This window comes from Pseudomonas sp. Irchel s3h14, assembly GCF_900187425.1.
Classification (GTDB): domain Bacteria; phylum Pseudomonadota; class Gammaproteobacteria; order Pseudomonadales; family Pseudomonadaceae; genus Aquipseudomonas.
Genome location: NZ_FYDJ01000001.1, coordinates 193,863 through 218,586 on the forward strand (window position 1 = coordinate 193,863; position 24,724 = coordinate 218,586).

General features: G+C 59.7%; 25 protein-coding genes. 10 read left to right on the top strand and 15 right to left on the bottom strand.

The features are described 5' to 3' along the window. The first annotated feature begins 132 nt into the window (after nucleotides 1-132). On the top strand, nucleotides 133-402 hold the full coding sequence (locus CKW16_RS00935; protein ID WP_095126855.1) for a hypothetical protein: 270 nt from the start codon (nucleotides 133-135) through the stop codon (nucleotides 400-402). A gap of 71 nt (nucleotides 403-473) precedes the next feature. Here the strand turns inward: CKW16_RS00935 and CKW16_RS00940 are convergent, their stop codons facing one another. Then, nucleotides 474-1,310 (bottom strand): amino acid ABC transporter permease, encoded by an 837-nt coding sequence (locus CKW16_RS00940; protein ID WP_095126856.1) that lies wholly within the window; start codon nucleotides 1,308-1,310, stop codon nucleotides 474-476. After that, nucleotides 1,307-2,128 carry an ABC transporter substrate-binding protein gene (locus CKW16_RS00945; protein WP_095126857.1) on the bottom strand — a complete coding sequence of 274 codons (822 nt, stop codon included), beginning with the start codon at nucleotides 2,126-2,128 and terminating at the stop codon, nucleotides 1,307-1,309. Before CKW16_RS00945 ends, CKW16_RS00940 begins: the two co-directional genes overlap by 4 nt. A 112-nt stretch (nucleotides 2,129-2,240) precedes the next feature. Between CKW16_RS00945 and CKW16_RS00950 the strand changes: the two genes are divergently transcribed. Next, nucleotides 2,241-3,140, top strand: coding sequence for a homocysteine S-methyltransferase family protein (locus tag CKW16_RS00950; protein ID WP_095126858.1), 900 nt, complete (start codon nucleotides 2,241-2,243; stop codon nucleotides 3,138-3,140). A gap of 133 nt (nucleotides 3,141-3,273) precedes the next feature. On the opposite strand, the gene CKW16_RS00955 is transcribed toward CKW16_RS00950, so the two are convergent. From CKW16_RS00955 to CKW16_RS00965, 3 genes are read right to left on the bottom strand one after another with little or no spacing between them, the layout of a single operon-like run. After that, nucleotides 3,274-3,945 (bottom strand): GNAT family N-acetyltransferase, encoded by a 672-nt coding sequence (locus CKW16_RS00955; RefSeq protein WP_046053906.1) that lies wholly within the window; start codon nucleotides 3,943-3,945, stop codon nucleotides 3,274-3,276. A gap of 17 nt (nucleotides 3,946-3,962) precedes the next feature. Continuing rightward, entirely contained in the window at nucleotides 3,963-4,409 is a 447-nt protein-coding gene (locus CKW16_RS00960; protein WP_095126859.1) for a GNAT family N-acetyltransferase, read from the bottom strand. Nucleotides 4,410-4,418: 9 nt separating this feature from the next. Further along, a complete protein-coding gene (locus CKW16_RS00965) occupies nucleotides 4,419-5,042 on the bottom strand; it encodes an FMN-binding negative transcriptional regulator (RefSeq protein WP_033059256.1) in 624 nt (207 codons plus the stop codon). A 90-nt stretch (nucleotides 5,043-5,132) separates the two neighbouring features. Between CKW16_RS00965 and CKW16_RS00970 the strand changes: the two genes are divergently transcribed. Continuing rightward, nucleotides 5,133-6,683 (top strand): PLP-dependent aminotransferase family protein, encoded by a 1,551-nt coding sequence (locus tag CKW16_RS00970; RefSeq protein WP_095126860.1) that lies wholly within the window; start codon nucleotides 5,133-5,135, stop codon nucleotides 6,681-6,683. Between the two features lie 21 nt (nucleotides 6,684-6,704). Here the strand turns inward: CKW16_RS00970 and CKW16_RS00975 are convergent, their stop codons facing one another. The 6 genes from CKW16_RS00975 to aspA form a co-directional block, all read right to left on the bottom strand. Continuing rightward, nucleotides 6,705-7,820: a polyamine ABC transporter substrate-binding protein gene (locus tag CKW16_RS00975; protein WP_095126861.1), complete on the bottom strand. Its 1,116-nt coding sequence runs from the start codon at nucleotides 7,818-7,820 to the stop codon at nucleotides 6,705-6,707. Nucleotides 7,821-7,832: 12 nt separating this feature from the next. After that, nucleotides 7,833-8,864 carry a histone deacetylase family protein gene (locus CKW16_RS00980; RefSeq protein ID WP_095126862.1) on the bottom strand — a complete coding sequence of 344 codons (1,032 nt, stop codon included), beginning with the start codon at nucleotides 8,862-8,864 and terminating at the stop codon, nucleotides 7,833-7,835. Between the two features lie 255 nt (nucleotides 8,865-9,119). After that, on the bottom strand, nucleotides 9,120-10,112 hold the full coding sequence (locus tag CKW16_RS00985) for an AraC family transcriptional regulator (protein ID WP_095126863.1): 993 nt from the start codon (nucleotides 10,110-10,112) through the stop codon (nucleotides 9,120-9,122). Between the two features lie 177 nt (nucleotides 10,113-10,289). After that, the gene (locus CKW16_RS00990) at nucleotides 10,290-11,294 is read right to left on the bottom strand and encodes an asparaginase (RefSeq protein WP_095126864.1); all 1,005 of its coding nucleotides are present in this window, start codon (nucleotides 11,292-11,294) and stop codon (nucleotides 10,290-10,292) included. A 141-nt stretch (nucleotides 11,295-11,435) separates the two neighbouring features. Continuing rightward, nucleotides 11,436-12,887, bottom strand: coding sequence for a sodium:alanine symporter family protein (locus CKW16_RS00995; RefSeq protein WP_095126865.1), 1,452 nt, complete (start codon nucleotides 12,885-12,887; stop codon nucleotides 11,436-11,438). A gap of 503 nt (nucleotides 12,888-13,390) precedes the next feature. Next, entirely contained in the window at nucleotides 13,391-14,815 is a 1,425-nt protein-coding gene (aspA, locus tag CKW16_RS01000; RefSeq protein WP_033059267.1) for an aspartate ammonia-lyase, read from the bottom strand. 180 nt (nucleotides 14,816-14,995) lie between these two features. Between aspA and CKW16_RS01005 the strand changes: the two genes are divergently transcribed. The 5 genes from CKW16_RS01005 (at nucleotide 14,996) to CKW16_RS01025 (ending at nucleotide 18,784) form a co-directional block, all read left to right on the top strand. Beyond that, nucleotides 14,996-15,913 carry a LysR substrate-binding domain-containing protein gene (locus CKW16_RS01005; RefSeq protein WP_095126866.1) on the top strand — a complete coding sequence of 306 codons (918 nt, stop codon included), beginning with the start codon at nucleotides 14,996-14,998 and terminating at the stop codon, nucleotides 15,911-15,913. 295 nt (nucleotides 15,914-16,208) lie between these two features. After that, nucleotides 16,209-16,700 (top strand): 5-(carboxyamino)imidazole ribonucleotide mutase, encoded by a 492-nt coding sequence (gene purE / locus CKW16_RS01010; protein WP_046044990.1) that lies wholly within the window; start codon nucleotides 16,209-16,211, stop codon nucleotides 16,698-16,700. Between the two features lie 11 nt (nucleotides 16,701-16,711). Beyond that, entirely contained in the window at nucleotides 16,712-17,794 is a 1,083-nt protein-coding gene (locus CKW16_RS01015; RefSeq protein WP_095126867.1) for a 5-(carboxyamino)imidazole ribonucleotide synthase, read from the top strand. A gap of 107 nt (nucleotides 17,795-17,901) precedes the next feature. Then, nucleotides 17,902-18,150: a GlsB/YeaQ/YmgE family stress response membrane protein gene (locus CKW16_RS01020; RefSeq protein WP_007896499.1), complete on the top strand. Its 249-nt coding sequence runs from the start codon at nucleotides 17,902-17,904 to the stop codon at nucleotides 18,148-18,150. Nucleotides 18,151-18,247: 97 nt separating this feature from the next. After that, on the top strand, nucleotides 18,248-18,784 hold the full coding sequence (locus CKW16_RS01025) for a DUF3299 domain-containing protein (protein ID WP_095127250.1): 537 nt from the start codon (nucleotides 18,248-18,250) through the stop codon (nucleotides 18,782-18,784). Between the two features lie 146 nt (nucleotides 18,785-18,930). On the opposite strand, the gene CKW16_RS01030 is transcribed toward CKW16_RS01025, so the two are convergent. Together CKW16_RS01030 and CKW16_RS01035 are read right to left on the bottom strand one after the other, a co-directional pair. Continuing rightward, a complete protein-coding gene (locus CKW16_RS01030; protein ID WP_095126868.1) occupies nucleotides 18,931-19,830 on the bottom strand; it encodes a D-hexose-6-phosphate mutarotase in 900 nt (299 codons plus the stop codon). Nucleotides 19,831-19,887: 57 nt separating this feature from the next. Then, on the bottom strand, nucleotides 19,888-20,292 hold the full coding sequence (locus CKW16_RS01035) for an acyl-CoA thioesterase (RefSeq protein ID WP_003177184.1): 405 nt from the start codon (nucleotides 20,290-20,292) through the stop codon (nucleotides 19,888-19,890). 364 nt (nucleotides 20,293-20,656) lie between these two features. Here CKW16_RS01035 and CKW16_RS01040 point away from each other — a divergent pair, with 364 nt between their 5' ends. After that, complete coding sequence (locus CKW16_RS01040) at nucleotides 20,657-21,955, top strand: MFS transporter (RefSeq protein WP_095126869.1); 1,299 nt, start codon at nucleotides 20,657-20,659, stop codon at nucleotides 21,953-21,955. Nucleotides 21,956-21,972: 17 nt separating this feature from the next. On the opposite strand, the gene CKW16_RS01045 is transcribed toward CKW16_RS01040, so the two are convergent. Beyond that, nucleotides 21,973-22,464 (bottom strand): type II toxin-antitoxin system VapC family toxin, encoded by a 492-nt coding sequence (locus CKW16_RS01045; protein ID WP_095126870.1) that lies wholly within the window; start codon nucleotides 22,462-22,464, stop codon nucleotides 21,973-21,975. Next, entirely contained in the window at nucleotides 22,461-23,519 is a 1,059-nt protein-coding gene (locus CKW16_RS01050) for a helix-turn-helix domain-containing protein (RefSeq protein ID WP_095126871.1), read from the bottom strand. The genes CKW16_RS01045 and CKW16_RS01050 overlap by 4 nt, the downstream gene beginning before the upstream one ends. A gap of 187 nt (nucleotides 23,520-23,706) precedes the next feature. On the opposite strand from CKW16_RS01050, the gene CKW16_RS01055 reads away from it, so the two are divergent. After that, complete coding sequence (locus CKW16_RS01055; RefSeq protein WP_095126872.1) at nucleotides 23,707-24,705, top strand: phosphate ABC transporter substrate-binding protein PstS; 999 nt, start codon at nucleotides 23,707-23,709, stop codon at nucleotides 24,703-24,705. The last annotated feature ends 19 nt before the right edge of the window (nucleotides 24,706-24,724 follow it).

Here is a 24,724-nt window from a genome sequence, read left to right on the forward strand (position 1 = left end):
TGGCGGCTGTGCGTGGGACACCTTCGGGTGTGCCGGAGTTCTCTTTGTCCGGTCGGCTAACCCGCGTACAGCTGTCACCTAAATTTGCTTAGCCGCGAACGGTGGGAGCTCTTCACTCAGAGAGAAATCCCCATGTCCAAATATCACCCGCTCCAAGGCAACTTCAGCGTCGGCCCGACGTTGTACATCGACACCGAAGCCCGTACTTCCGACCTTCTTGAAACTGCCACCCATCGAATCAAAGCCGCACGAAATCTGCTCAACAGCGTCACATGTCTGTGCGTGAAGGATGCGGAAGGTCATGACTTGGAACACTTTGCCAACGCTGCGCATATGTTGATCCAGGATGGCTGTGACGCCTTGGATGCGTTGGGCTGGAAGCTGGATAAAACCACACGTTAAAGATTAAAAGATCGCAGCCTTCGGCAGCTCCTACATGGGATTTGCGTACATTCGAAGGCTGCGACTTTTCGCTAACTACGGCTCAAATACGCCTTCCCATAATGCCGCTCCATCCGCGCCTGAATCAGCTCCAGCCCAATCGACATCACCCAATAAATCACCGCTGCCGTCGTCAGCATTTCGATGTAGCGATAGCTCGAGCGCCCATACGATTGCGCCAGAAACATCACCTCCCAAACCCCCATCACCGAGATCAGCGACGAGTCTTTGAGCATTGAGATGAATTGGTTGGTGGTCGGCGGGATGATGGTGCGCATGGCCTGGGGCAGGGTGACGCGCCAGAAGATTACGGTTTCGCGCATGCCCAGGGCCAGGGATGCTTCGCGTTGGCCGTGGGCGACGCCGAGGATGCCGGCGCGGAAGATTTCGCTGAGGTACGCGCCGTAGTTGAGCGACAGGGCAATGATGCCGGCGGCGATGGCGCCCGGGACGATGCCCAGTTGTGGCAGGCCGAGGTAGATCAGCAGGATCTGGATCAGTAGCGGTGTGCCACGAAAGAACGAGGCATAGAAGCTCGCAATGCCGAAGGCCACGGCGCTTTTCGACAGCCGCGCCAGGGCGGTGATGAAGCCCAGCAGCGAGGAGGTCACGATCGAACACAGGCACAGAAACAGCGTCAGCGCCGCGCCCTGCAAGAAGCCGTTGGGCGCCAGGTGCAGACCGATCAGGTTCGGCAGTTTGTCGAGGATGATCGAGAACTTCAGGTCGAAGCTCAGGAAGAAGCTGGCGAACAACCCGAGCATCGCCGCCCACGTCAGGTACAGCCGCGTGCGGAAACCGAATATCCGTTGCAACAGCGACTCAGCCACCGGTTGTGGCGGCTGAGGAGGTTTGGGGAAAGAAGTCATTTGCTGATGTCGGCGCCGATCCATTTTTGCGAAAGCTTGCTCAGGGTGCCGTCCTGTTTCAGCTGAGCGAAGACGTCACGCACTTTGGCGTCCCACTGGGCGTCGCCTTTTTCAATGGCCACCGAATTCGGCTCCGAGTACAGCGGCTCGCCGGCAAGCTTGAAGCGTTTGTCTTCGGTCAGGCGCGGTTGCGCGGTGACAAGGTTGGTGAGGATCGCGTCCAGTCGCACGCCAGCACCCAGGCCGAGGTCCTGAAATGCCACGTTGTCAGTGTCATACGGGGCGATCTGCACATCCTCGAACGGGTACTGCAGCAGGGTGTCTTCGGCGCCTTCGATCACCAGGTTTTTGTTCAGGTAGCTTTCATAGCTGGAGGCGCTGGTGAGGCCGACTTTCTTGCCACTCAGGTCTTTGGCACTGTGGATGCTGTCGTCCTTGGCGTTGACCACGATCACCGCTGGCGAGGCGTAGTACTCGACCGGGAAGTCGAAGACCTCGGCGCGGGCCTTGCTCGGGGTCATGGAACAGATGCAGATGTCGTAGCGACCACTCCAGCGGCCGGCCGCGATCACGTCCCAGGACGGGGTTTCGAGGCGCAGTTTGACGCCCAGTTTGTCTGCCACGGCCTTGGCCACGTCGACGTCGAAGCCGTCGAGCTGGTTCTGATCATTGAGGAACGAGAAGGGTGGATAGCTTTCCATCAACACGCCCACAAGCTCTTTCTTTTTTTCGACGCGATCCAGCGTGGCGCCACCAAAGGCTTGGGTGGAGGCAGCCAGAATCGTCAGGCCCAAGGCCAGTAGCGGTTGGAATTTCACAGTCGATCCCTGATAAAAAAGAGGTTGTTATTAACCGGATGGTGCGTATTAAATAGTTATAAGAACGACTCTGATAGTGAGTTATTTTCATAAGCTTATGAGTGAAAAGCATATGGGCGCAGCAAGCACAGTAATTCTGGATGGCGGCATGGGTCGTGAGTTGCAACGCCGAGGCGCGCCGTTCAGACAGCCCGAGTGGTCGGCGCTGGCCTTGAGCGAAGCGCCGCAAGCGGTAGAGGCGGTGCACACGGCTTATATCGAAAGCGGTGCGAACGTGATCACCAGCAACAGTTATGCGGTGGTGCCGTTTCACATTGGCGAAGAGCGTTTTGCAGCAGAAGGGCAGGCGCTCGCGGCGTTGGCCGGTGAGCTGGCTCGGCGCGCGGTAGAGGTTTCGGGCAAAGCGGTGCGTGTGGCCGGTTCATTGCCGCCGCTGTTTGGGTCCTACCGTCCGGACCTTTTCGATGCTGCTCGGGCGACTGAATTGTTGGCGCCGCTGGTGAAGGGGCTGGCACCTCATGTCGATCTGTGGCTGGCAGAAACCCAGAGTTCGATCGTTGAAGCGCGAGCGATCCATGCTGGTCTGCCGAAGGACGGCAAGCCGTTTTGGCTGTCGTTTACCCTGAAGGATGAGGACACGGACGAAGTGCCGCGCTTGCGTTCGGGCGAGCCGGTGGCTGAAGCCGCAGCAGTAGCGGCTGAGCTGGGCGTCGAGACGTTGCTGTTCAACTGCAGCCAGCCGGAAGTGATTGGAGCTGCGATTGATGCGGCGCGGGAAACCTTCGAGCGTTTAGGGGTGAAGATTCACATCGGTGCGTACGCCAATGCCTTCCCGCCGCAACCGAAAGAGGCCACGGCCAACGACGGTTTGGACCCGTTGCGTGAAGACCTTGATCCGCCGGGTTACCTGCATTGGGCGGCTGATTGGCAGAAGCGTGGCGCCAGCCATTTGGGCGGGTGCTGTGGGATCGGGCCGGAGCATATTGCAGTGTTAGCCCAGAAATTAGCGTGAAGCCATTCGCGAGCAAGCCCGCTCCCACAGGGTTTTGGATTGACCACAAAATTGTGATCCACCCCAATCCAGTGTGGGAGCGGGCTTGCTCCGGGCGGCGTTCCGACGATGGCGTCCGTTCGGGCGCCGAAGATTACCCGCGGCACTCGGCCAGGGTTTTCACCTGCCCCGAATCCGTCTGGTTCTCATCGGACAGCCATCGCTCAAACCCCGCCCCGATCGCCGGCCATTCCGAGTCCAGAATCGAATACCACGCCGTGTCCCGATTCTGGCCCTTGACCACCATGTGCTGGCGAAACACGCCCTCAAAACTGAACCCCAGCCGTTCGGCCGCGTATTTGGAGCGGGCATTGCCGTTGTTGCACTTCCACTCCAGACGGCGATAACCCAGCGCAAAGGATTCCTTGGCCAGCAAATAAACCGCCTCGGTGCTTTTCGGCGAGCGCTGCATCGGCGCACCGAAAGTGACATGGCCGATCTCGATCCGACCTTGTGAAGGAACAATCGACATCAAACTGAGGATGCCTTGCACATCGCCGCTGGCACGGTCGATCACGCTAAAGAAATACGGGTCGCTGTTAGCTGCATGATTGTTCAGCCAATCGTTGAACGCGCTGCGCTCCGGGAAAGGACCGTATGGCAAATAGTCCCAGAGTTTCGGGTCGGCACCCGGGCCTTGCAGGGCTTTCCACAAACCGTCGGCGTGACGCGCCGGGTCGAGTTTTTCCAGGCGGATGAAACGCCCTTCGATGGTTTGAACCGACGGCGCCGGGACGCCTTTCCAGTCGGCGAGTGAAGTCGACATGCTGTTCTCCTTGGACCTTAAATGGCTTTGCGAAACTGGATAAAACCGGGGCGTTCGGCGATGCGCTCGTAGAGCTGGATCGCGGTGGCGTTGGTTTCGTGGGTCAGCCAGTGGACCTTGCCGCAACCGTCCTCTTTGGCTGTGGCGTAGACGAACTCGATCAGTTGTCGGCCGACGCCGGTGCCGCGAGTTTCCGGCACTACCAGCAAGTCTTGCAGGTAGCAGGAGTTTTCGATGCTCCAGTTCGAACGATGGTAGATGAAGTGCACCATGCCCACCGCTTTGCCATCGGCCCAGGCCAGTGCGGCATGGGTCGGTTCGCTCGGGTCGAGCAGGCGCTGCCAGGTGCTTTGGGTGACGGCCTCAGGCAGTTCGGTGTTGTAGAAACGCAGGTACGCTTGCCACAAGGGTAACCAGGCGGCGTGATCGTCGGCGGTGACCTGGCGGATGTCGATCTGACTCATGTTCGTTCCTTAACGCATCAAGTGGGCGAGGGCTTGGTCGTGCACATCAGGGCTGGCGGCAAGCCCCTCGCGCACACCGGTGATGTCTGCAGCGTTGCGGTTCTGGCTGAGCTTGCGCTTGCCTTCCAGGCGCTGGATCGGCAAGGCAAAACCGACGATGGCCTTGAGCATCCCGTCAATGTAGTCGGCGGGGGCATCGGCGACTTTCCATGGACTGGCGCGACCCGCTTCATGACGATCAGTCAGCGCGCTGACCAGCGTGCGCAGGCGATCGGCGTCGGTGAACACTTCGGCCGTGCCGTAGGCGTGCACGGCGACGTAGTTCCAGGTCGGCACCACTTTGCCGTGCTCGGCTTTGCTCGGGTAAAACCCCGGGCTGACGTAAGCGTCGGCGCCAGCAAAAATCACCAAGGCTTCGGCGCCGTTCTGCAGTTCCTTCCATTGCGGATTGGCCTTGGCGAAGTGACCGTAAAGGGTGCCATTCGGGCCTTGGTCTGAACTCAACAGCAGCGGCAAATGGCTGGCTTGCAGACCTTGTTCCCCGTGTGTGACCAGCACAGCGAGGCGGGTGCCGAGTATCTGCTGGTGCAGTTCATGCAAATCATCTATGGCAAAGCTGCTTGGCGTGTACATGGAGATTTTCCTTGGCGAATGCCTGCATCCTAGGCAGGCTAATGGTCTGTTGTAAGAGCCATTAACGACCAATTTCATAGGTCCATTGCCATGACCAGCGAGCCACTGTCCTTGTCATTCAACCCGGCGGGTATCGAACTCGATCGCCGTCAGGGTTTGAGTCGTCAGCTCTATCAGGCCTTGCGGGTGCGAGTGCTCGACGGTCGTCTGGTCAGCGGTACGCGATTACCCGCCAGTCGCGATCTGGCGGCGGCGTTGTCGATTTCCCGAAACAGCGTGGTCCGGGCCTACGATCAGCTCTACGCCGAGGGCTTTATAGAAGGACGTGTGGGTGACGGGACGTATGTCGCGCAATTGCCTCAATCAGTGCTACCGGTGAAAAAACTATCCACAAAAGTATCCACAGGGTTATCAACAGGGTTACCCACAACCTTATCCACAAATTGGCTGGATTTACCTGTGGTTTCATCCAGCAAAGTTATCCACAGCGGCGCATTGGGGCGGGTTGAAAGGAACCATTTGGCCCTGCCTCCCGTCGGTCCACCCCGCGCATTTCGTGTGGGTGTTCCGGCTTTTGATCTGTTCCCTTTCGAGGTCTGGGCCAAGCTGAATGCGGCTTTCTGGCGTAAACCGGATCTCCAGCAGCTGTGTTACGGCGATCCTGCGGGCGATGCACGGTTACGCGGCCTGATTGCTGCGTATTTGCGCAGTTCCCGGGGGATGCAGTGCACGGCTGAGCAAATAGTGATCACCAGTGGCGCACAGCAGGGGATTAGCCTTTGTGCACAGCTGCTGGTAGAGCCGGGCGATGGCGTGGCGATCGAGAATCCGGGGTATCGGGCGGCGGGTCATGCGTTCGCCGTGGCCGGTGCGCGATTGCATGGGGTGGCGGTGGACAGCGAGGGCATCGACTGCACCGAATTGAACGGGCTCAACGATTGTCGATTGGCCTATGTCACACCGTCGCATCAGTACCCGACCGGGGTGGTGATGAGTCTGGCGCGGCGGCTGGAGTTGTTGGCCTGGGCCGAGCGAACCGAGGGATGGATCGTCGAGGATGATTACGACGGCGAATACCGTTACAGCGGCGCGCCACTGGCACCGCTGGCTGCGCTTGATCGTCACGGTCGGGTGCTCTACGTCGGCACGTTCGGCAAAGTGGCTTTCCCGGCATTGCGCCTGGGCTATCTGGTGCTGCCACCGGCATTGGTGGACGCTTTCGCCCAACGTCGCGCGGTTGATGTGCGCCATTCCGAGGTGAGCACCCAGGCCGTCATGGCTGAGTTCATGGCGGCCGGGCATTTCCAGCGGCATATCCGCCGCATGCGCCGCGCTGCGTTGAGTCGCCGCAATACGCTTCTGGCCAACTGGCCTTCGGATATCCCAGGGGTGGGCAGCCTGCCGAGTGTGGCGGCAGGGCTGCACTTGACGGTGGCGGTCGACACTCAGGCCCGCGAACGCGAACTGATTGAAGCCGCCGCCAGCGTCGATGTCGAGATCAATGGCCTGAGCAGTTACTGGTTGCCGGATTCGAGATCCACTGTGGATCAACGCGCCGGGCTGGTGCTGGGCTTCGCGGCGGTGCCCGAGGCGGCGATCATCGCAGCGCTCGGGCGATTGCAGAAGGCTTGGCGGCCCTGAGATCGAGGACTTCCGTCAGGTTCAGGTCCCGGACTTGATCTTGGTCCAGGCCCGGGTCCGTGCCCGTTCGGCATCGCGGGGCAGAGGTTGCAGGGTGTAAAGCGTGCTCATCGCCGCTTCGGTTGGGTACAGATTCGGGTTGTTGCGGATCGCCGGGTCGACCAATTCTGTGGCGTCCTTGTTCGGGTTCGGGTAGCCGACGAAGTCGCTGACCGGTGCAATCACCTGCGGCTGCAACAAGTAGTTGATGAAGGTGTAGGCGTCTTCCGGGTTCTTCGCGCCTTTGGGGATCGAGAGCATGTCGAACCAGATTGGCGCGCCTTCTTTCGGCAGGCGCATGTCGACGATCACGCCGTTCTTGGCTTCCTTGGCGCGGTTCGCTGCCTGGGAGAAGCTGCCGGAGTAACCGACAGCGACGCAGATGTCACCGTTGGCGATGTCGGCCATGTACTTCGAGGAATGGAAGTAGGTGACGTACGGACGGATCTTCATCAGCAGCGCTTCAGCCTTTTCGTAGTCCGCCGGTTTCTTGCTGTTGGGGTCCAGACCCAGGTGTTGCAAGGCCAGTGGCAGGATCTCCGACGGCGAGTCGAGTAGCGCAACACCGCACTGCTTGAGCTTGCTGATGTTCTCTTCCTTGAAGATCAGGTCCCAGCTGTCCACCGGTGCGTTGTCACCCAATGCTGCCTTGATCTTGTCCGGGTTGAAGCCGATCAGGATGGTCCCGTACATGTACGGCACGGCAAATTTGTTGCCCGGATCGTTGGCTTCGATCAGCTTCATCAGCTTGGGATCGAGGTGGTTCCAGTTCGGCAGTTTGCTGCGATCCAGTGGCTGGAAAACGCCGGCCTCGATTTGCTTGGCAAGGAATACGTTGGACGGCACGACCACGTCATAGCCGGAGTTACCAGTCAGCAACTTGGCCTCCAGCGCTTCGTTGGTGTCGAAGATGTCGTAGACCAGTTTGGTCTGGGTGTTCTGGGACTTGAAGTCTTCCAGCGCTTTGGGGGTGATGTAGTCGAACCAGTTGTAGACGCGCAACGTTCGCTCTTCAGCATGAACGGCGCCACTGAGCACTGTGGCGCAGAGCACTGTGGGAAAGAGTGCGGGCGCGATAAAACGCTTGAGACTGATCATTGTTCTAATTCCTCATTGGGCGCTTTCAAAACCTTCAAGTACGTTCACGGCATTGATGCCGATTTCTTCTACCGCGTAGCCGCCTTCCATCACGAACAGCGTCGGCTTGCCGAGGCCCGCGATGCGTGCGCCCATGGCCAGGTAATCCGGGCTGTCGAGCTTGAACTGGGAGATCGGATCATCCTTGAACGTATCGACGCCCAGGGAGACGACGACGATATCGGCGCCGTACTTTTCGATCTCTTTGCAGGCTTGTTCCAGCGCGGCGCTCCAACTGTCCCAGCCGCTGCCGGCCGGCAAAGGGTAGTTGAAGTTGAAGCCTTCGCCGGCCCCTTCACCCAGCTCATCTTCATAGCCGAGGAAGAACGGGAACTCAGCTTCCGGATGCCCGTGGATCGAGGTGAACAGCACGTCGCTGCGCTCATAGAAAATCGATTGAGTGCCGTTGCCGTGGTGGTAGTCGACGTCGAGGATCGCGACTTTTTTGTGGCCCTGATCGAGGAACGCCTGCGCAGCGATGGCGGCATTGTTGAGGTAGCAATAACCCCCCATCAAATCGCTGGCGGCGTGGTGTCCTGGTGGACGGCATAAAGCGAAGGCACTGCGGGCGCCGCGTTGAATGACGGCTTGAGCGGTCAACGCGACTTGCGCCGCGCTGTACGCTGCTTGCCAGGTGCCGGCGGTAATCGGTGCGCCGCCGTCGAAGCTGTAATAGCCGAGTTGGCCGTGCAGGCTGGTGGGCATGATCCGGCGCAGGGTGCGGGCCGGCCAGGTGTAGGGCAGCAAGTCGCCGTCGGTACCGAATTCGGTCCAGCGCGCCCAGGCACCTTTGAAGAAGTCGAGATAATCGCGGCTGTGGATGCGCGCGATCGGATCGAGGCCGAAATCTTGCGGCGCTTCGACCGGGCCGAGGTCGCGGTACTGCACGCGCTGCAGAACATGGTCGGCTCGCGAAGGCATTTCGAAGCAGGGCATCAGTTGCCCGTCCATCAATTCGCAACGGCCGTGGTGCAGGTGGTGATCGTCCGAGTAGATCGTCAGCATTTCTTGTTCTCCGCAGGCTGATTCGGTTGAACACAGTCTTGCGGCGCGCGGCGTTTGAGAGAACGGCAGGAAAGGCCAAAAGGGGATCGATATGGCCAAAAGAATTGACCGGAATTCGCCCCTTATTGGCGCGAGCCCTGGCCGATCGTTCCCACGCTCCGCGTGGGAATGCCTCTTGGGACGCTCCGCGTCCCGGTGACGCAGAGCGTCACTGGCTGCATTCCCACGCAGAGCATGGGAACGATCAGTGGGAACTCATGGTCTGAACTGACTCGGCGCCACACCGCTCCAGCGCACAAACGCATGACGGAAACTCGCGGTCTCGCTGAAACCCAATGCTTCAGCGATTTGATAGATCGGCAGTTGGTCCTCGCAGAGCATGCGTTTGGCCTGCTCGAACCGCAGCTCATCAAGCAATTCCTGATAGCTGCAACCCAGGTCATTCAGGTGCCGACGCAAGGTGCGCGCCGAGCAATTCATCTGTTCGGCCAAACCTTCGAGGCCGGGCGCCGCATTCAACTGCGCGCTGAGTAGCTGGCGGATTCGTCCCAGCCACACCTGGCGACCCGTGAACTCGGTGTTCTGTTTGCGGCAGCGTTCGGCCATGGCTTGATGGGTGATGGCGTCGGCCAGAGGCAGGGGGTGCTCCAGCCAGGCTTTGTCGAAGGCAAAGGCGTTGGACGCAGCGTCGAACTGCAAGGGGCAAGCGAAACGTTCGGTGTAGCGTGCCTGATAGTCCGGTGCCGGGTATTCGAAGCGGGCGCCAAGCAGCGGCAACGGTTGGCCGAGCAGGTCTTCGCAAGTGACCTTCATCGAAACCAGGCAAAACTCGACATTGAATGGCGCCAGCGCAGGGTTTTCCCGATAGTCGCCAGCGGTGAGCCAGATGCGCTCGTTATCCTCTTCCAGGCTCAACTCGAACAGTGTTCCTAATAGCGCCGGATAATGCAGTGCCAGCCGCAAGGCGTCACCTAAAGTGGCGCTGGTGAGTAAGGCGTACCCGAGCATGCCGTAGGACGAAACATGCATTCGCCGGCCCAATTCCAGGCCGATGTCACGCTTCAGCGCGACGGCGTTGGCGCAGACCTGCATCTCCTGATTGGTGGTGATGCGCGTGTCCGCCCGGCTCAGATCCGCCGCGCTGATGCCGCTTCCAGCCAGCAAGGCTTCGCTGGGCAGCCCCTGGTCCTTGAAAGCGCTGAGCACCAAAGAGACGGCGTTGAGGGTGGTGAGGTGGGAGTGGAGCATGGGGTATTCCAGCCTTGGGATGCTGGAACGCAGCAAGTTGTATGCCTGATGGAGATCCTGTGGGAGCGAGCCGGCTCCGGGCGGCGCTCCGACGATGGCGGTGTGTCAGTCAGCATCAATGTTGGATGGACGACCGCTATCGCGAGCAGGCTCGCTCCCACAGGGTTTTGCAGGGTGTCAGATGAGTTCGCCGCAGAGGTCGAGCTCTACAAGACGCCGCACTTCAGCGATGTCGAGCCCGGCACCCAGCAACCCATGCAACTTGCCGAACGCGGCTTCACGGGTCATGCCACCACCCGACAGCACGCCCACGCCGCGCAACCGACTGCCAGCCTCGTAAACATCCAGCTCGACGCCACCTTCATGGCATTGGGTGACGGCTACAACCACAACACCCTTGTCCCGCGCCCGTTCCAGGCTGGCGAGGAACTCTGGATTGTCGCTCGGTCCGGTGCCGCTGCCGTAGCACTCCAGCACCAGTCCCTGAATGCCACTGTCGAGCAGGCCATCCAGTATCTCGGCGCCGATGCCGGGGAACAGCGGCAACACGGCGACCTTCGCCAGTTGCTTGGGCTGGTTGTAGGTCAGCGGCACCGGTATTGAAGACGCCTTCGCACCGCCACCCTGACGCTCAAGACGCTTGAACGGATGACGACCGAAACTGCGAACCTTCGCGCAACGGGTCGGGTCCAGCAGTTCGCCGTGGAAGTACAGATGAACGCCCGGCGCAAGGCCTTGGCCGAGGGCTACCAGCGCGCCACTGAGGTTTTCCCAGGCATCGCTGTCGGTCACGCCGGCCGGCAGCATGGAACCGGTGAACACCACGCGGGCATGCAGGCCGAGCAATTGAAAACTCATGGCCGCAGCGCTGTAGGCGAGGGTGTCGGTGCCGTGCAGGATCAGCACGCTGTCGCAGCCCTGGACATCGACGGCGTCGACCACCGCTTCACGCAGTTGCTGCCAGTAAGCCGGGCTCATGTTGGCGCTGTCGATCAGCGGCGACATCTCGCGAAAGCGCCACTGCGGTACGACAAGGTCAGGCTGGCTGTGCAGATATTCGCGCATCCGGGCTTCGAAACCGGATGCCGGGGCCAGGCCATGAGCGCTGGCTTGCATACCGATGGTGCCGCCGGTGTAGAGCACCATGACGTGCTGGGCGGCAGGGTAGGTCGAGGAATTCATGGAGACGCTCCGAGAACAATGAGTTCCATTGTGGGAGCGGGCTTGCTCGCGAATGCGGTGTATCAGTCAACGATGATGTTGAATGTTACGACCTCTTCGCGAGCAAGCCCGCTCCCACAGGGGATACCGCACTTTAACCGATCAGCGTTGCGCTGCGGGTACGCCTTGCTGCTCAGCTTCAGCCTTGGTGGCGGCGGCTGGCGGATTGGCTGGCCAGGCTTTCAGGTCCAGGTCCAGATCCGGGAATTTGCTCGAATCGAACACAGGCGTCTTGATGCCGGCCGCGCGCTGGTCATCGTAGTCACGCAGGATGCGCATGCCGACTTTGAACAGCAGGAACAGCGCGATCAGGTTCACGAATGCCAGCATCGTCATGGTGATGTCGGCGAAGGCGAACACCGTGCCCAGGTTCTCGATAGCGCCCCAGAAAATCAACACCAATACCAGCGCGCGGTAGCCGATCAACGCCTTGCGGTTTTCACCGATCAGGAAGCGCAGGTTGCTCTCGCCCAGGTAGTAGTTGTAGAGGATCGAGGTGAACACGAACAACGACAGGGCCACGGAGATGAAGCTCCGGCCCCAGTCACCGACCACGGCGGCCAGGGAGTTCTGGGTCAGGGCAATGCCGTCGCCTTCGAAGCCCGGGGTGTAGAAGCCCGAGAGCAGAATCAGCAACGCGGTGCAGGTGCAGATCACGAAGGTGTCGAGGAACACGCTGAACGCCTGAACCACACCTTGTGACACCGGGTGCTCGACCGACGCGACCGCGGCCACGTTCGGCGCACTGCCCAGGCCTGCTTCGTTGGCGAATACGCCGCGCTTCACGCCCATGACAATGGCGCTGCCGATCAGGCCGCCGAAGGCCTGGTCGAGACCGAAGGCGCTTTTGACGATGGTCATCAGCATCGCTGGAACGTGGTCGAATTGCAGCACGATCACGTAGATGGTCACGCCGATGTACACCAGGGTTTTCACCGGCACCAGCAGGTCAGCGACCTTGGCGATGCGCTTGATCCCACCGATGAACACCAGACCCAGCAACACCGCCAGGGCCAGACCGGTGTAAGTGGTGTCGAGGCCGAAAGCGTTGTTCAGCGAGTGGGTCACGGCGTGGGATTGCAGACCGTTGAAGGCGAAGCCGAAGGTGATCAGCAGCAGGAACGCCATGATCATGCCCAGCCAGCGTTTCTGCAGGCCGTGCTGGATGTAGTAGGACGGGCCGCCACGGTAGGTGCCGTCGGAGTCGCAACGCTTGTAGAGCTGGCCGAGGGAGCATTCGAAGAAGCTGCTGGACATGCCGACCAGCGCGGTCACCCACATCCAGAACACCGCACCCGGACCACCCAGGGTCACGGCGATACCGACACCGGCGATGTTACCCGCACCGACGCGGCCGGCGAGGCTGAGCATCAAGGCCTGGAACGAACTGAGTTGGCCGGCGCTGCTTTTCAGGCTGTCGCGGAACACCGCGAACATGTGGAAGAAGTGGCGTAATTGAACGAAACGCGAGCGGATCGTGAAGTAGCTACCGAGCCCGACAATGAGCACGATCAGTACTTTCCCTGAGAGGAAGTCGTTGATGACTTCGAGCATGGATTATTCCTCGCTGTTTTTTGTGTAGGCAAATGCTGTGCGGTCAGAAACATCGCGTTACACCGGATTGCGCGCGGCAAAACAGGTGAGGCGAAGGTTCGTCCCGATTTCATATTGCGGGTTTGTTATTAGTTCGGGTTTCGCATGGTTTTGGGCCTCGTTACCGACGACCGCTCACGCGAAGAGGGGCGGCACTATACCGATGAGCGTGCCGTCCGTCTGCACGATTGTGGTGCAAGCATCGAAACGAGGTCCCTTTCTCTTGTAGGAGCATGGCTTGCCAGCGATGGCGATCTTGAGGGCGCCATCGCCGGCAAGCCGTGCTCCTACAGAAGTCGAGCCAGGCACGACCTATACGGTCGGGCCTGCAAATAATTAAAAAAAAGGGCTTGGGGAATAAATCCCCAAGCCCTCAAAAGGTGAGAGGTGTCTAGTCCCTCGACCTGGTGAGCGTGGCGCTTCGTGCTCTTCGTTAAAAGAGCCAGCGCCGGCGTTGCGTTCGGTTAAGCCTTCAGAGGCACCAGACGCGGAGCAATCATGTTTTCCGGGCGCAGGATGTCGGCGAGCATTTCGTCGTCGAGCAAGCCTTCTTCGCGCACCAGTTCCAGCACGCCGCGGCCGCTTTCGAGGGCGATACGCGCGATGCGGGTGGCGTTTTCATAGCCGATGTACGGGTTCAGCGCGGTGACCAGACCGATCGAGTGTTCGACCAGTTCGCGGCAGCGCTCTTCGTTGGCGGTGATGCCGACAATGCAGTGCTCGCGCAGCATGTCCATGGCGCGTTGCAGCAGGCGGATCGAGTCGAAGATCTTGAACGCGATCAGCGGCTCCATCACGTTCAGTTGCAACTGGCCGCCTTCGGCCGCGATGGTCAGGGCCAGGTCGTTGCCGATGATCTGGAACGCCACCTGGTTAACCGCTTCCGGGATAACCGGGTTGACCTTGCCAGGCATGATGGAGCTACCTGGCTGACGCGCTGGCAGGTTGATTTCGTTGATGCCGGTGCGTGGGCCGCTGGACAGCAGGCGCAGGTCATTGCAGATCTTCGACAGCTTGACCGCGGTGCGCTTGAGCATGCCGGAGAACAGCACGAAGGCGCCCATGTCGGAGGTGGCTTCGATCAGGTCGGCGGCCGGAACCAGCGGTTGACCGCTGATCAGTGCCAGACGCTCAACGGCCAGGTGCTGGTAACGCGGGTCAGCGTTGATGCCGGTACCGATCGCGGTGCCGCCCAGGTTCACTTCGGTCAGCAGTTCAGGTGCCAGTGTTTTCAGACGTGCCAGGTCTTCGCTCAATGTGGTGGCGAAGGCACGGAATTCTTGACCCAGGGTCATCGGCACGGCGTCTTGCAGCTGGGTACGACCCATCTTCAGGACGTGGCTGAACTCAACACCCTTGGCAGCGAACGCCTGGATCAGGCTGTCGAGGCTGGCCAGCAGCGCGTCGTGACCCAGCAGCAGACCCAGACGGATCGCGGTCGGGTAGGCGTCGTTGGTCGACTGCGCCATGTTCACGTCGTTGTTCGGGTGCAGGTATTGGTATTCGCCCTTCTGGTGACCCATGGCCTCCAGCGCGATGTTGGCGATGACTTCGTTGGCATTCATGTTGGTTGAAGTGCCAGCGCCGCCTTGAATCATGTCCACCACGAACTCTTCGTGGAAATCGCCGCGGATCAAACGTGCACAGGCTTCGCTGATGGCAGCGTGCTTGGCTTCGCTCAGGTGACCCAGTTCGCGGTTGGCGTCAGCGGCGGCCTGTTTGACCATGGCCAGGCCGACAACCAGCTTCGGGTAATGCGAAATCGGAACGCCGGAGAGACGGAAGTTGTTCACCGCTCGCAGGGTCTGGATGCCGTAATACGCTTGAGCAGGTACTTCGAGTACGCCAAGCAGGTCTTTTTCTGTGCGGAAAGATGCAGCGGAGGACATGATAGAAATCATCTCGATATGGACCCGGTCTGTGCCGGAACACTGCAAATGCTAGGCTTGTGGAGAATTTTGGGCCAATGCTGTTAAACACTAGCCTATGCACATTCGGCATAATGCCCGTGTGACGCCGTGTCTGCGGCGAGCGTGTGACCTAAATTGGTGCGTGTCCGGGAGGCCGTGATGAACCTTGAAAGTAAATGGCTGGAGGACTTTAGTGCTCTGGCCGCCACCCGCAGCTTCTCCCAGGCTGCCGAACGACGCTTCGTGACTCAGCCGGCATTCAGTCGACGGATCCGCAGCCTTGAAGCCGCGCTGGGGCTGACCTTGGTCAATCGCTCGCGTACGCCGATCGAGCTGACGGCGGCGGGGCAGCTGTTTCTGGTCACCGCGCGGACGGTGGTCGAGCAACTCGGTGAAGTGTTGCGTCACCTTCATCACCTGGAAGGCGGGCAGGGCGAGGTGATGCAGGTCGCTGCCGCTCACTCCCTGGCGTTGGGGTTCTTTCCGCGCTGGATCGCGCAGTTGCGTAACGAAGGCCTGAACATCGCGACGCGCCTGGTGGCAACCAACGTCGGTGATGCCGTGCATGCCCTGCGCGAAGGCGGTTGCGATCTGATGCTGGCGTTCTACGACCCGGATGCCGCGATGCAGATGGACCCGGAAATCTTCCCGTCGCTGCACCTTGGCGACACTGAAATGCTCCCGGTCTGCGCGGCAGACGCCGAGGGCAAGCCACTGTTCGATCTGGAAGGCGAAGGCAGCGTGCCGCTGCTCGCCTACAGCGCCGGTGCGTTTCTCGGGCGTTCGGTGAACATGCTGCTGCGTCAGCGTGCGCTGCGGTTCACTACCATTTACGAAACCGCCATGGCCGACAGCCTTAAAAGCATGGCGCTGGAAGGATTGGGCATTGCCTGGGTGCCGCGGCTCAGCGTGCGCGCCGAACTGGCTCGTGGCGAACTGGTGGTTTGCGGCGGCCCGCAATGGCATGTGCCGCTGGAGATTCGCCTGTACCGCTGCGCCTTGGTGCGCAAGGCGAATGTGCGGTTGCTGTGGCGCAAGCTTGAAGGCGGTGCCGCGCAGGGCACAACCTCCCTGTAGGAGCACAGCTTGCTGGTGATGGCGTCCGCCAAATCGCCATCGCCGGCAAGCCGTGCTCCTACAAGGACAGGATGCGCCAGCAAGCATTTTGGCTGACCCTGAAGTCAATAAAACCGGGACTTTGGCCCGAATGACAGATGGTCGTATCGGGGGCTGTTTATCTGCTTCATTGAGGTATACTGCGCGGCCTTCGGCCGGTTCGTCCGGCCATAATTCGTACAATCAAGCCACGCATTTTGCGTGGCTTGTTGTTTTTTGACGCGCCTGCGGGCGCCCAGAGAGAAGAGGCACGACGATGAGTGCACTGGTTGGCGTGATCATGGGCTCCAAGTCCGATTGGTCCACCCTTAGCCACACCGCCGATATGCTGGAAAAGCTCGGCATTCCTTACGAGGTGAAAGTGGTCTCTGCCCACCGCACCCCGGACCTGCTGTTCCAGTACGCCGAAGAGGCTGAGGCGCGTGGCATCGAGGTGATTATCGCCGGTGCCGGCGGCGCAGCCCACTTGCCAGGCATGTGTGCGGCCAAAACCCACCTGCCGGTGCTTGGCGTGCCGGTGCAGTCGTCGATGCTCTCGGGCGTCGATTCGCTGCTGTCTATCGTGCAGATGCCCGCGGGCATTCCGGTCGCCACCCTGGCCATCGGCAAGGCTGGCGCGATCAACGCAGCACTGCTCTCGGCGAGCATCCTCGGCGCCAAGCGCCCGCAGTTCCACGCGGTGCTGAAAAAATTCCGCGCTGAGCAGACAGACAGCGTCCTGGAAAATCCAGACCCACGCATCGCCTGAGGTTGTTGACGATGAAGATCGGTGTAATCGGTGGCGGCCAGTTGGGTCGCATGTTGGCGCTGGCGGGCACTCCGCTGGGCATGAACTTCGCTTTCCTGGACCCCGCGCCGGATGCTTGCGCAGCCGCGTTGGGCGAACATCTGCGGGCCGATTACGGCGATCAGGATCACCTGCGTCAGCTGGCCGATGAAGTCGATCTGGTGACTTTCGAGTTCGAAAGCGTCCCGGCCGAAACCGTGGCCTTCCTGTCGCAATTCGTCCCGGTTTACCCGAGCGCCGAAGCCCTGCGCATCGCCCGTGATCGCTGGTTCGAGAAGAGCATGTTCAAGGACCTGGGGATTCCCACCCCGGCGTTCGCCGACATTCAATCGCAAGCCGATCTGGACGCTGCCGTGGCTTCCATCGGTCTGCCTGCCGTGCTGAAAACCCGCACCTTGGGTTACGACGGCAAGGGCCAGAAGGTCCTGCGCAAGCCTGAAGACGTGGCCGGCACGTTCGCCGAACTGGGCAGCGTGGCCTGCCTGCTGGAAGGTTTCGTGCCGTTCACCGGTGAAGTCTCGTTGATCGCCGTGCGCGCTCGCGATGGCGAAACCAGGTTCTATCCGCTGGTTCACAACACCCACGACAGCGGCATCCTCAAGTTGTCCGTGGCCAGCACCGACCACCCGCTGCAAGTCTTGGCCGAAGATTATTCCAGTCGTGTGCTCAAGCAGCTGAACTACGTCGGCGTGATGGCGTTCGAGTTCTTTGAAGTCGACGGTGGCCTCAAGGCCAACGAGATAGCCCCGCGTGTGCATAACTCGGGTCACTGGACCACTGAAGGTGCCGAGTGCAGCCAGTTCGAAAACCACCTGCGGGCCGTCGCCGGTCTGCCGCTGGGTTCGACGGCCAAGGTCGGCGAGAGCGCGATGCTCAACTTCATCGGTGTTGTACCACCGGTAGAGAAAGTGATCGCGATCGACGATTGCCATTTGCATCACTATGGCAAGGCCTTCAAGGTCGGCCGCAAGGTCGGTCACGCCAATCTGCGCTGTGCAGACCGTGATACGTTGGCTGCACAGATCCTCAAGGTCGAAGCGCTCATCGCCGAATAGTTTCATGTGGCAGCGGCGGAACCATTCAGGGGCCGCCGTTCTCTGATGGCAGGATGCCAAAGTCTGACTAGGCTTTGGGCATTGCCATTCAATCAGAGGGAAATGCCATGGGAATTATTGGAACCATCTTTATCGGCTTGATCGTCGGCCTGCTGGCTCGGTTTCTGAAACCGGGCGATGACAGCATGGGCTGGATCATGACCATCCTGCTCGGTATCGGCGGTTCGTTGGCGGCCACTTATGGCGGCCAGGCTCTGGGCATCTACCGCGCTGGCGAAGGCGCAGGTTTCATCGGTGCGCTGGTGGGCGCGGTGGTATTGCTGGTGATTTACGGCCTGATCAAAAAAAGGACCTGATTGAAGTGACAAAGCCCTCTCTGCGCCATCGCCGGAGAGGGCTAGAATGCTCGGCGTTGCCATCGTCACATTGTCCTATCCTTTGCCGAGCACTTTCATGCGCCGTCTTCTGTTGACTCTTCTCTTCCTGGGCAGTGGTTTGGCCCATGCCGGCGAACTGCCGGAAACCGACTGGCTCGAACTGATGCCCAAGTCGGACCAGAAAGCCCTCGAGGCCATGCCCGAAATCGACCACAACTCCCCCGAAGCCAATGGCACCTTTACCGAAAAGGGTGGCATGAAGCAGAGCAAGGGCTTGCCGGCGGTGATGTATTCGACCAAAACCGTGCCGTCGATGAACGACAAGAACATCCGCATCGGTGGTTATCCGGTGCCGCTGGAGTCCGACGCCCAGGGCCGCAGCACGCTGTTCTTCCTCGTGCCGTATCCGGGCGCCTGCATTCACGTGCCGCCGCCGCCACCTAATCAATTGGTGTTGGTGCGTTATCCGAAAGGGTTGAAGCTGAATGACATCTATACACCGCTGTGGGTGACCGGCACGCTGAAGGTCGAGAAGGTCAACAACGACCTGGCTGACGCAGCGTATGCGCTGGATGCGGCGAAGGTGCGGGTGGTGAAAGAGTCGGATCTGTAAAGCGCCAGTAGGCCTGGCACAAACCAAATGTGGGAGCGGGCTTGCTCGCGAAGGCGGTGTAACAGTCAACGATGATGTTGAATGTTATGGCCTCTTCGCGAGCAAGTCGAATCGTCGCACCGCCGCTCCCACATTGGTTTACCGTGTTAGAGAGATTTGCTGGCGATGCTGACACCCAGGGTATGGCTCGCACCCGGCGCCAGCGTCACCACATCATCCATCACATTCGCCGTTTCAATGCACAGCATCCGCTGCCAGCCATCGTCGGCCATGTCACTGAACGCCGCAGCGCGTTCAATCCACGGATTCCAGATCACCGCCGAGCGTGAACCGCTGCTGGTCAGCTCGATGCGCCGTTCCCAGGCCGGATCGACAATGCTCAGCTTCGCCGGGGTATTGAGATAGATACGATCGGTCTCGCCAGTAAAATGCAGATCGCCGGCCTGAGTGACAGTTTTCCAGTCGTCCAGGGTTTCGATGTAACTCAAGCCATCCAGCCCTTCGACATGCACATCGCGTACATCGCTGACCGCGAAATAACTGTGCAGTGCCTGGCTGATGGTGACTTTGTCAGCGCCCTGGTTATGGCTGGTCAGGTTGATATGCAGTTGCTCATCCAGACGAATGCTCAGCTTCAAATCCACTTGATGCGGCCAGCCTGGCAAGCCGCCTTCAGGGTAAGGTAGAACAAACTCCACCTTCAGGCTTTCGCCCTCGGTTTCAATGCCGCCCAGTTCCCAGTCCATCGCCCGCACCAACCCGTGGGCGGTCGGCGCTTCGTTGCTGACGCGCATCGCCTGAACGCTCTGCGGGTTGCGCGGCAGATTGCCGAACCACGGCCAGCACACCGGAACCCCGGCGCGGATGCTCTTGCCAGTCTTGAACACTGCCTCGTCGTTGAGCCAGATCAGCGGCGGTTCCCCGGCCACTTGATAACTGAGGATGTGCGCGCCCTGCTGGGCAACCAGCAGTTCGGCCTGACCGTGGCGGATGCGCCAGCAGTTCAGTTCATCCAGTTTCACGGCTTCAACGTTGGGCGTGCTCATGGGGCAACTCTCGATCAGGAACAATGACTGCAATGGACCGCAGAAAGGTCGCAGTGTTTAACGAGCTCTAGGCGGAACCGAGCGGGTGCGACCGCTGCCGTCGATGGCGACGAACACAAACACAGCTTCAGTCACTTTACGCCATTCGCTGGACAGCGGATCGTCACTCCAGACTTCGACCATCATCTGAATCGAGCTGCGGCCGATTTCCAGCGCCTGGGTATAGAAGGAGAGCTGAGCACCCACCGCCACCGGAACCAGAAATGCCATGCGGTCGATCGCAACCGTAGCCACGCGGCCACCCGCGACTTTGCTGGCCATTGCGGTGCCGGCCAAATCCATCTGCGACACCAGCCAACCGCCGAAAATATCGCCAAAGCCGTTGGTTTCGCGAGGGAGCGCGGTAATTTGCAGGGCAAGGTCGCCTTGCGGGATTGGATCTTCTTGTTCGAGCTCTATCATGCCGGGGGTGCCTCTGACCCGTGACTCTCATTGGTACTTCAGGTGAATAGCCGTCTCAAGGAAAAACGATTCAGCCCCGAACATACTACGTTCGTCACGTTTTTCGTAAGGCGCCTAAAGGGAAACTCTGCGAAATCGGCTGGCGGGTGCCAACGACGTTTTCGCACAGCAACCCCTTACAAGCAGGTGCAGGATTGCGAGTATATCGGTCGGTAGACTCCGAGACGACCGTCCGGTTCTCATTTCGACCGTCAATTACGCACCTCTATGTGCTTTTTCGAACAATTTGCTATCGTGCCGGACCTGCCCAAGCCTCAGCCAGCGTTGTTGGGGTTGCAGATCCGACTATAAGAGAAGCCTTGCCATGACCACAGCGCCCTCGAGCATCGCGCAGCCAACCCAATCCGCACGTCCGCTGACCCGCAGCGATTACAAGACTTTGTCACTGTCAGCCCTGGGCGGTGCGCTGGAGTTTTACGATTTCATCATCTTCGTGTTCTTCGCCACGGTGGTCGGCAAGCTGTTCTTCCCGGCCGACATGCCCGAGTGGCTGCGCTTGATGCAGACCTTCGGGATCTTTGCCGCCGGCTACCTGGCGCGGCCGCTGGGCGGCATCGTCATGGCACACTTCGGCGACCTGCTGGGACGCAAGAAGATGTTCACCCTGAGCATTTTCATGATGGCGGTGCCGACCCTGATCATGGGCCTGCTACCGACTTACGCGCAGATAGGCATGTGGGCGCCGATCCTGTTGCTGCTGATGCGGGTGATCCAAGGCGCTGCGATTGGCGGTGAAGTGCCGGGCGCGTGGGTATTCGTTTCCGAACATGTGCCGCAGCGGCACATCGGCTACGCCTGCGGCACCCTGACCTGCGGCCTGACGGCCGGTATCCTGCTGGGCTCGCTGGTCGCCACCGCGATCAACAGCATTTACACCCCGGTCGAAGTTTCGGATTACGCCTGGCGGATTCCGTTCCTGCTGGGTGGCGTGTTCGGCCTGTTCTCGGTTTACCTGCGCCGCTGGCTGCACGAGACACCGGTATTCGCCGAGCTGCAACTGCGCAAGGCCCTGGCAGAAGAAGTGCCGCTGCGCGCCGTGTTGCGCGACCATCGCGGGGCGATCCTGATTTCCATGCTGCTGACCTGGCTGCTGTCCGCCGGCATCATCGTGGTCATCCTCATGACCCCGACCGTGCTGCAGACCGTCTACCACTTCTCGCCAACCACCGCATTGCAGGCCAACAGCCTGGCGATCGTGTTTCTGAGCCTGGGCTGCGTCGCCTCCGGTGCACTGGCTGACCGCTTCGGTGCAGGTCGTGTCTTCGTGTTCGGCAGTGCTGCGTTGCTGATCAGTTCGTGGACCTTCTACCACAGCCTGTTCAACCACCCTGACTGGCTGTTCCCGATGTACGCCTTGACCGGCTTGCTGGTCGGCACCATCGGTGCAGTGCCGTATGTGATGGTCAAAGCCTTCCCGGCGGTGGTGCGCTTCAGCGGGCTGTCGTTCTCCTACAACCTGGCCTACGCCATCTTCGGCGGCCTGACCCCGATGGTTGTCACCCTGCTGCTGAAGGAAAGCCCGTTGGGGCCTGCCTATTACGTGGCGATCATCTGCGGTGTCGGGATTCTGGTGGGCGCTTACCTCTGGAAGAAGGGTCGATAGCGCTAGACCGCCAGTTGTTAAGGCTTTCGCCAGTGCGAAAGCCTTGCTCCACATTCGCCCGTCGGTAAACGTGCTCCATGCTCAAGCATATGGTCCAGAGCATCTGCGGCGTGCTTCGGTTGAATGACCCGATGCTCCACCATCAAATCGAGTAACCAGAGTGCGCCATGCACGTGTAAGCCATCCCTCTGCGCTTGACGCCTCAGCTTGCCATCTCCGGTGAGCAACGGCCGACCTGTTTCTTTTGCGAGCAGATAGCACGACACATCGGCTAATGAGCTGTTGTTGTGCTCTATTTTGAGACTGAACAGCTTGGTAACCCCTGATTCGTCGAAGGACTCAACAATCAACCCCCGTCCGAGCAATTCGTCATGGGGGAAATCTTCGAGTTCATGCAGCACGAAATCTGTGCAGCAAAGAGTGAATGGCAGTCTGAACATCTGCTCCAGCAGTCCGGCATTTCTGAAGTCGATCCAGATATTCGTATCGCTGATGTAGATCAGACTCATGCACTCTCCAGTGAGCCCAGAAAATTGGGGTCAAGAGCGCTCACTGGTTTACGTAGAAGTTCGGCTGCACGGGATTTGGTGATCAACCCTTCCGCTAGCCCCCAGAACACCAAAGATTCAAAACGTTGCGGTGGTTTGCATGGCAAGGGGTCGGGTTCGGCCTTGCGCCAGCCGTTCGCACTGAACTGGATGGTGAGGGATTTATATCCACTGTCGCTAAGGAGGTTCAGATCCTTGAGGCGCCTCAATGCTGCATGCATTGAAATCCCGTATTGGCGCTTGGCGATCAACAACTCACGAGGATGGACCCGTGAGCGAGGATGGTTACCGAAGTCGCTGGTTACACCTTTGGCCGGGTAGAGGAAGGCGCCTGCGAAACGATGGCAACAGTTTTCCTTATCCCGTTCAGGCATATCATCGGGTAACTGCATGACCCAATGACCCAGTTCATGTGCCGCGGTGAAGCGTATGCGTTCACCTGGTCGCTCGGCATTCAGTGCAATCAAGACGTGGCGACCGTCACTGGTGGCGGCGCAGGCTCCGTCGAAGTCATCCGGTCCCATAAGCATCGCGACCTTGATGCTGTGCTCTTCCAGCTGTTCGGTCAGGTTGGAGATGGGGTCGCTACCAATTCCCCAGAAGTTCCTGAGTGACTCGGCAGCATGCTCGGCATCTTCGATAGAAGAAACGGGCAGCATTTGAGCCGGGGTGGCTGGAGTCTGGATGTCGACTGGGTCGAAGCATTCCTCCAGAGCCATATAGCGCTCAAGGTGCTCGCGAATCTGCTCTTCGACCTGAATCTGGCGATACTTCGGCATTTTCGCGAGTTTGCGAAACTCAAGGGGGGCAAGCGGAACGGCATCCGCACGGAAGAAGTATTCAGGATTGACCTGCAGTACTTTGGCCATTTGCAGCAGGCGCGCCGAGTTCGGGATACTTAACCCCTTCTCATATTTGCTGAGGGCTTGCTTGGTGATGTCTCCAAGTTGGAGCGCCAGAGCCTCCAGGGACATGCCGCGCAGTAGGCGAGCGCGGCGAATTCGGTCGTTGATCATGAGTTCCTCTCGTGGTTGACAAGGCTATATTTTAGTTTTGATTTGTCAACCTTGCTTTGACGGGGCAGGGCATCTGCGTTTCGAATGCTGGCCTTTCATCTAATTGTCATATTTCAGCCATAGAGTGTTCACACGGCCTGCTGATACTTGGCCCCGACTTAACACACCTATCTGCTAGGAGTAAGGCATGAAACTGAAGCGTTTGATGGCGGCAATGACTTTTGTCGCTGCTGGCGTTGCGACTGCCAACGCGGTTGCCGCTGTTGACCCTGCTATCCCGAGCTACACCAAGACCACTGGTGTGTCGGGCAACCTGTCCAGCGTCGGCTCCGATACCCTGGCCAACCTCATGACCCTGTGGGCTGAGAACTACAAAAAAGAATACCCGAACGTAAACATCCAGATTCAGGCTGCCGGTTCTTCTACCGCGCCACCTGCGCTGACTGAAGGCACCGCTAACCTGGGCCCGATGAGCCGCAAGATGAAGGACAACGAGCTGCAAGCCTTCGAAACCAAATACGGCTACAAGCCAACCGCTATCCCGGTCGCCGTGGACGCCCTGGCTGTGTTTGTGCACAAGGACAACCCGATCCAGCACCTGACCATGGAACAAGTCGACGCGATCTTCTCCTCGACTCGTCTGTGCGGCGCCAAAGCTGACGTGAAAACCTGGGGCGACCTGGGTGTGACCGGCGACCTGGCCAACAAGCCAGTGCAACTGTTCGGTCGTAACTCGGTATCCGGCACTTATGGCTACTTCAAAGAAGAAGCCCTGTGCAAAGGCGACTACAAGCCAAACGTCAACGAACAACCAGGCTCGGCTTCGGTCGTGCAATCGATCAGCTCCTCGCTGAACGGCGTCGGTTACTCGGGCATCGGCTACAAGACCGCTAGCGTGAAAACTGTGGCCCTGGCCAAGAAAGGCAGCACCGAGTTCGTTGAAGACACTGAAGAAAACGCCCTGAACGGCAAGTACCCGCTGTCGCGTTTCCTCTACGTTTACGTCAACAAGGCCCCGAACAAGCCTCTGGCCCCGCTGGAAGCCGAGTTCGTGAAGCTGATTCTGTCCAAACAGGGTCAGGAAGTTGTAGTGAAAGACGGCTACATCCCACTGCCAGCCAAAGTTGCTGCAAAAGCACTGGCTGACCTGGGTCTGCAAGAAGGTAACAACGTAGCAAAAAAGTAAAACCGTAGGAGCCGAGCTT

Bases quoted from the DNA above. Each gene is read 5' to 3' on its own strand.
- CKW16_RS00975 (WP_095126861.1), bottom strand. From the start codon at position 7,820: ATGATCAGTCTCAAGCGTTTTATCGCGCCCGCACTCTTTCCCACAGTG.
- CKW16_RS01005 (WP_095126866.1), top strand. From the start codon at position 14,996: ATGAACCTTGAAAGTAAATGGCTGGAGGACTTTAGTGCTCTGGCCGCC.
- CKW16_RS01030 (WP_095126868.1), bottom strand. From the start codon at position 19,830: ATGAGCACGCCCAACGTTGAAGCCGTGAAACTGGATGAACTGAACTGC.
- CKW16_RS01040 (WP_095126869.1), top strand. From the start codon at position 20,657: ATGACCACAGCGCCCTCGAGCATCGCGCAGCCAACCCAATCCGCACGT.
- CKW16_RS01015 (WP_095126867.1), top strand. From the start codon at position 16,712: ATGAAGATCGGTGTAATCGGTGGCGGCCAGTTGGGTCGCATGTTGGCG.
- CKW16_RS01035 (WP_003177184.1), bottom strand. From the start codon at position 20,292: ATGATAGAGCTCGAACAAGAAGATCCAATCCCGCAAGGCGACCTTGCC.
- CKW16_RS00940 (WP_095126856.1), bottom strand. From the start codon at position 1,310: ATGACTTCTTTCCCCAAACCTCCTCAGCCGCCACAACCGGTGGCTGAG.
- CKW16_RS00995 (WP_095126865.1), bottom strand. From the start codon at position 12,887: ATGCTCGAAGTCATCAACGACTTCCTCTCAGGGAAAGTACTGATCGTG.
- CKW16_RS00960 (WP_095126859.1), bottom strand. From the start codon at position 4,409: ATGAGTCAGATCGACATCCGCCAGGTCACCGCCGACGATCACGCCGCC.
- CKW16_RS00935 (WP_095126855.1), top strand. From the start codon at position 133: ATGTCCAAATATCACCCGCTCCAAGGCAACTTCAGCGTCGGCCCGACG.
- CKW16_RS00965 (WP_033059256.1), bottom strand. From the start codon at position 5,042: ATGTACACGCCAAGCAGCTTTGCCATAGATGATTTGCATGAACTGCAC.
- CKW16_RS00950 (WP_095126858.1), top strand. From the start codon at position 2,241: ATGGGCGCAGCAAGCACAGTAATTCTGGATGGCGGCATGGGTCGTGAG.
- CKW16_RS01050 (WP_095126871.1), bottom strand. From the start codon at position 23,519: ATGATCAACGACCGAATTCGCCGCGCTCGCCTACTGCGCGGCATGTCC.
- CKW16_RS00985 (WP_095126863.1), bottom strand. From the start codon at position 10,112: ATGCTCCACTCCCACCTCACCACCCTCAACGCCGTCTCTTTGGTGCTC.
- CKW16_RS00990 (WP_095126864.1), bottom strand. From the start codon at position 11,294: ATGAATTCCTCGACCTACCCTGCCGCCCAGCACGTCATGGTGCTCTAC.
- CKW16_RS00980 (WP_095126862.1), bottom strand. From the start codon at position 8,864: ATGCTGACGATCTACTCGGACGATCACCACCTGCACCACGGCCGTTGC.
- aspA (WP_033059267.1), bottom strand. From the start codon at position 14,815: ATGTCCTCCGCTGCATCTTTCCGCACAGAAAAAGACCTGCTTGGCGTA.
- CKW16_RS01025 (WP_095127250.1), top strand. From the start codon at position 18,248: ATGCGCCGTCTTCTGTTGACTCTTCTCTTCCTGGGCAGTGGTTTGGCC.
- CKW16_RS00955 (WP_046053906.1), bottom strand. From the start codon at position 3,945: ATGTCGACTTCACTCGCCGACTGGAAAGGCGTCCCGGCGCCGTCGGTT.
- CKW16_RS01045 (WP_095126870.1), bottom strand. From the start codon at position 22,464: ATGAGTCTGATCTACATCAGCGATACGAATATCTGGATCGACTTCAGA.
- CKW16_RS01020 (WP_007896499.1), top strand. From the start codon at position 17,902: ATGGGAATTATTGGAACCATCTTTATCGGCTTGATCGTCGGCCTGCTG.
- CKW16_RS00970 (WP_095126860.1), top strand. From the start codon at position 5,133: ATGACCAGCGAGCCACTGTCCTTGTCATTCAACCCGGCGGGTATCGAA.
- purE (WP_046044990.1), top strand. From the start codon at position 16,209: ATGAGTGCACTGGTTGGCGTGATCATGGGCTCCAAGTCCGATTGGTCC.
- CKW16_RS01055 (WP_095126872.1), top strand. From the start codon at position 23,707: ATGAAACTGAAGCGTTTGATGGCGGCAATGACTTTTGTCGCTGCTGGC.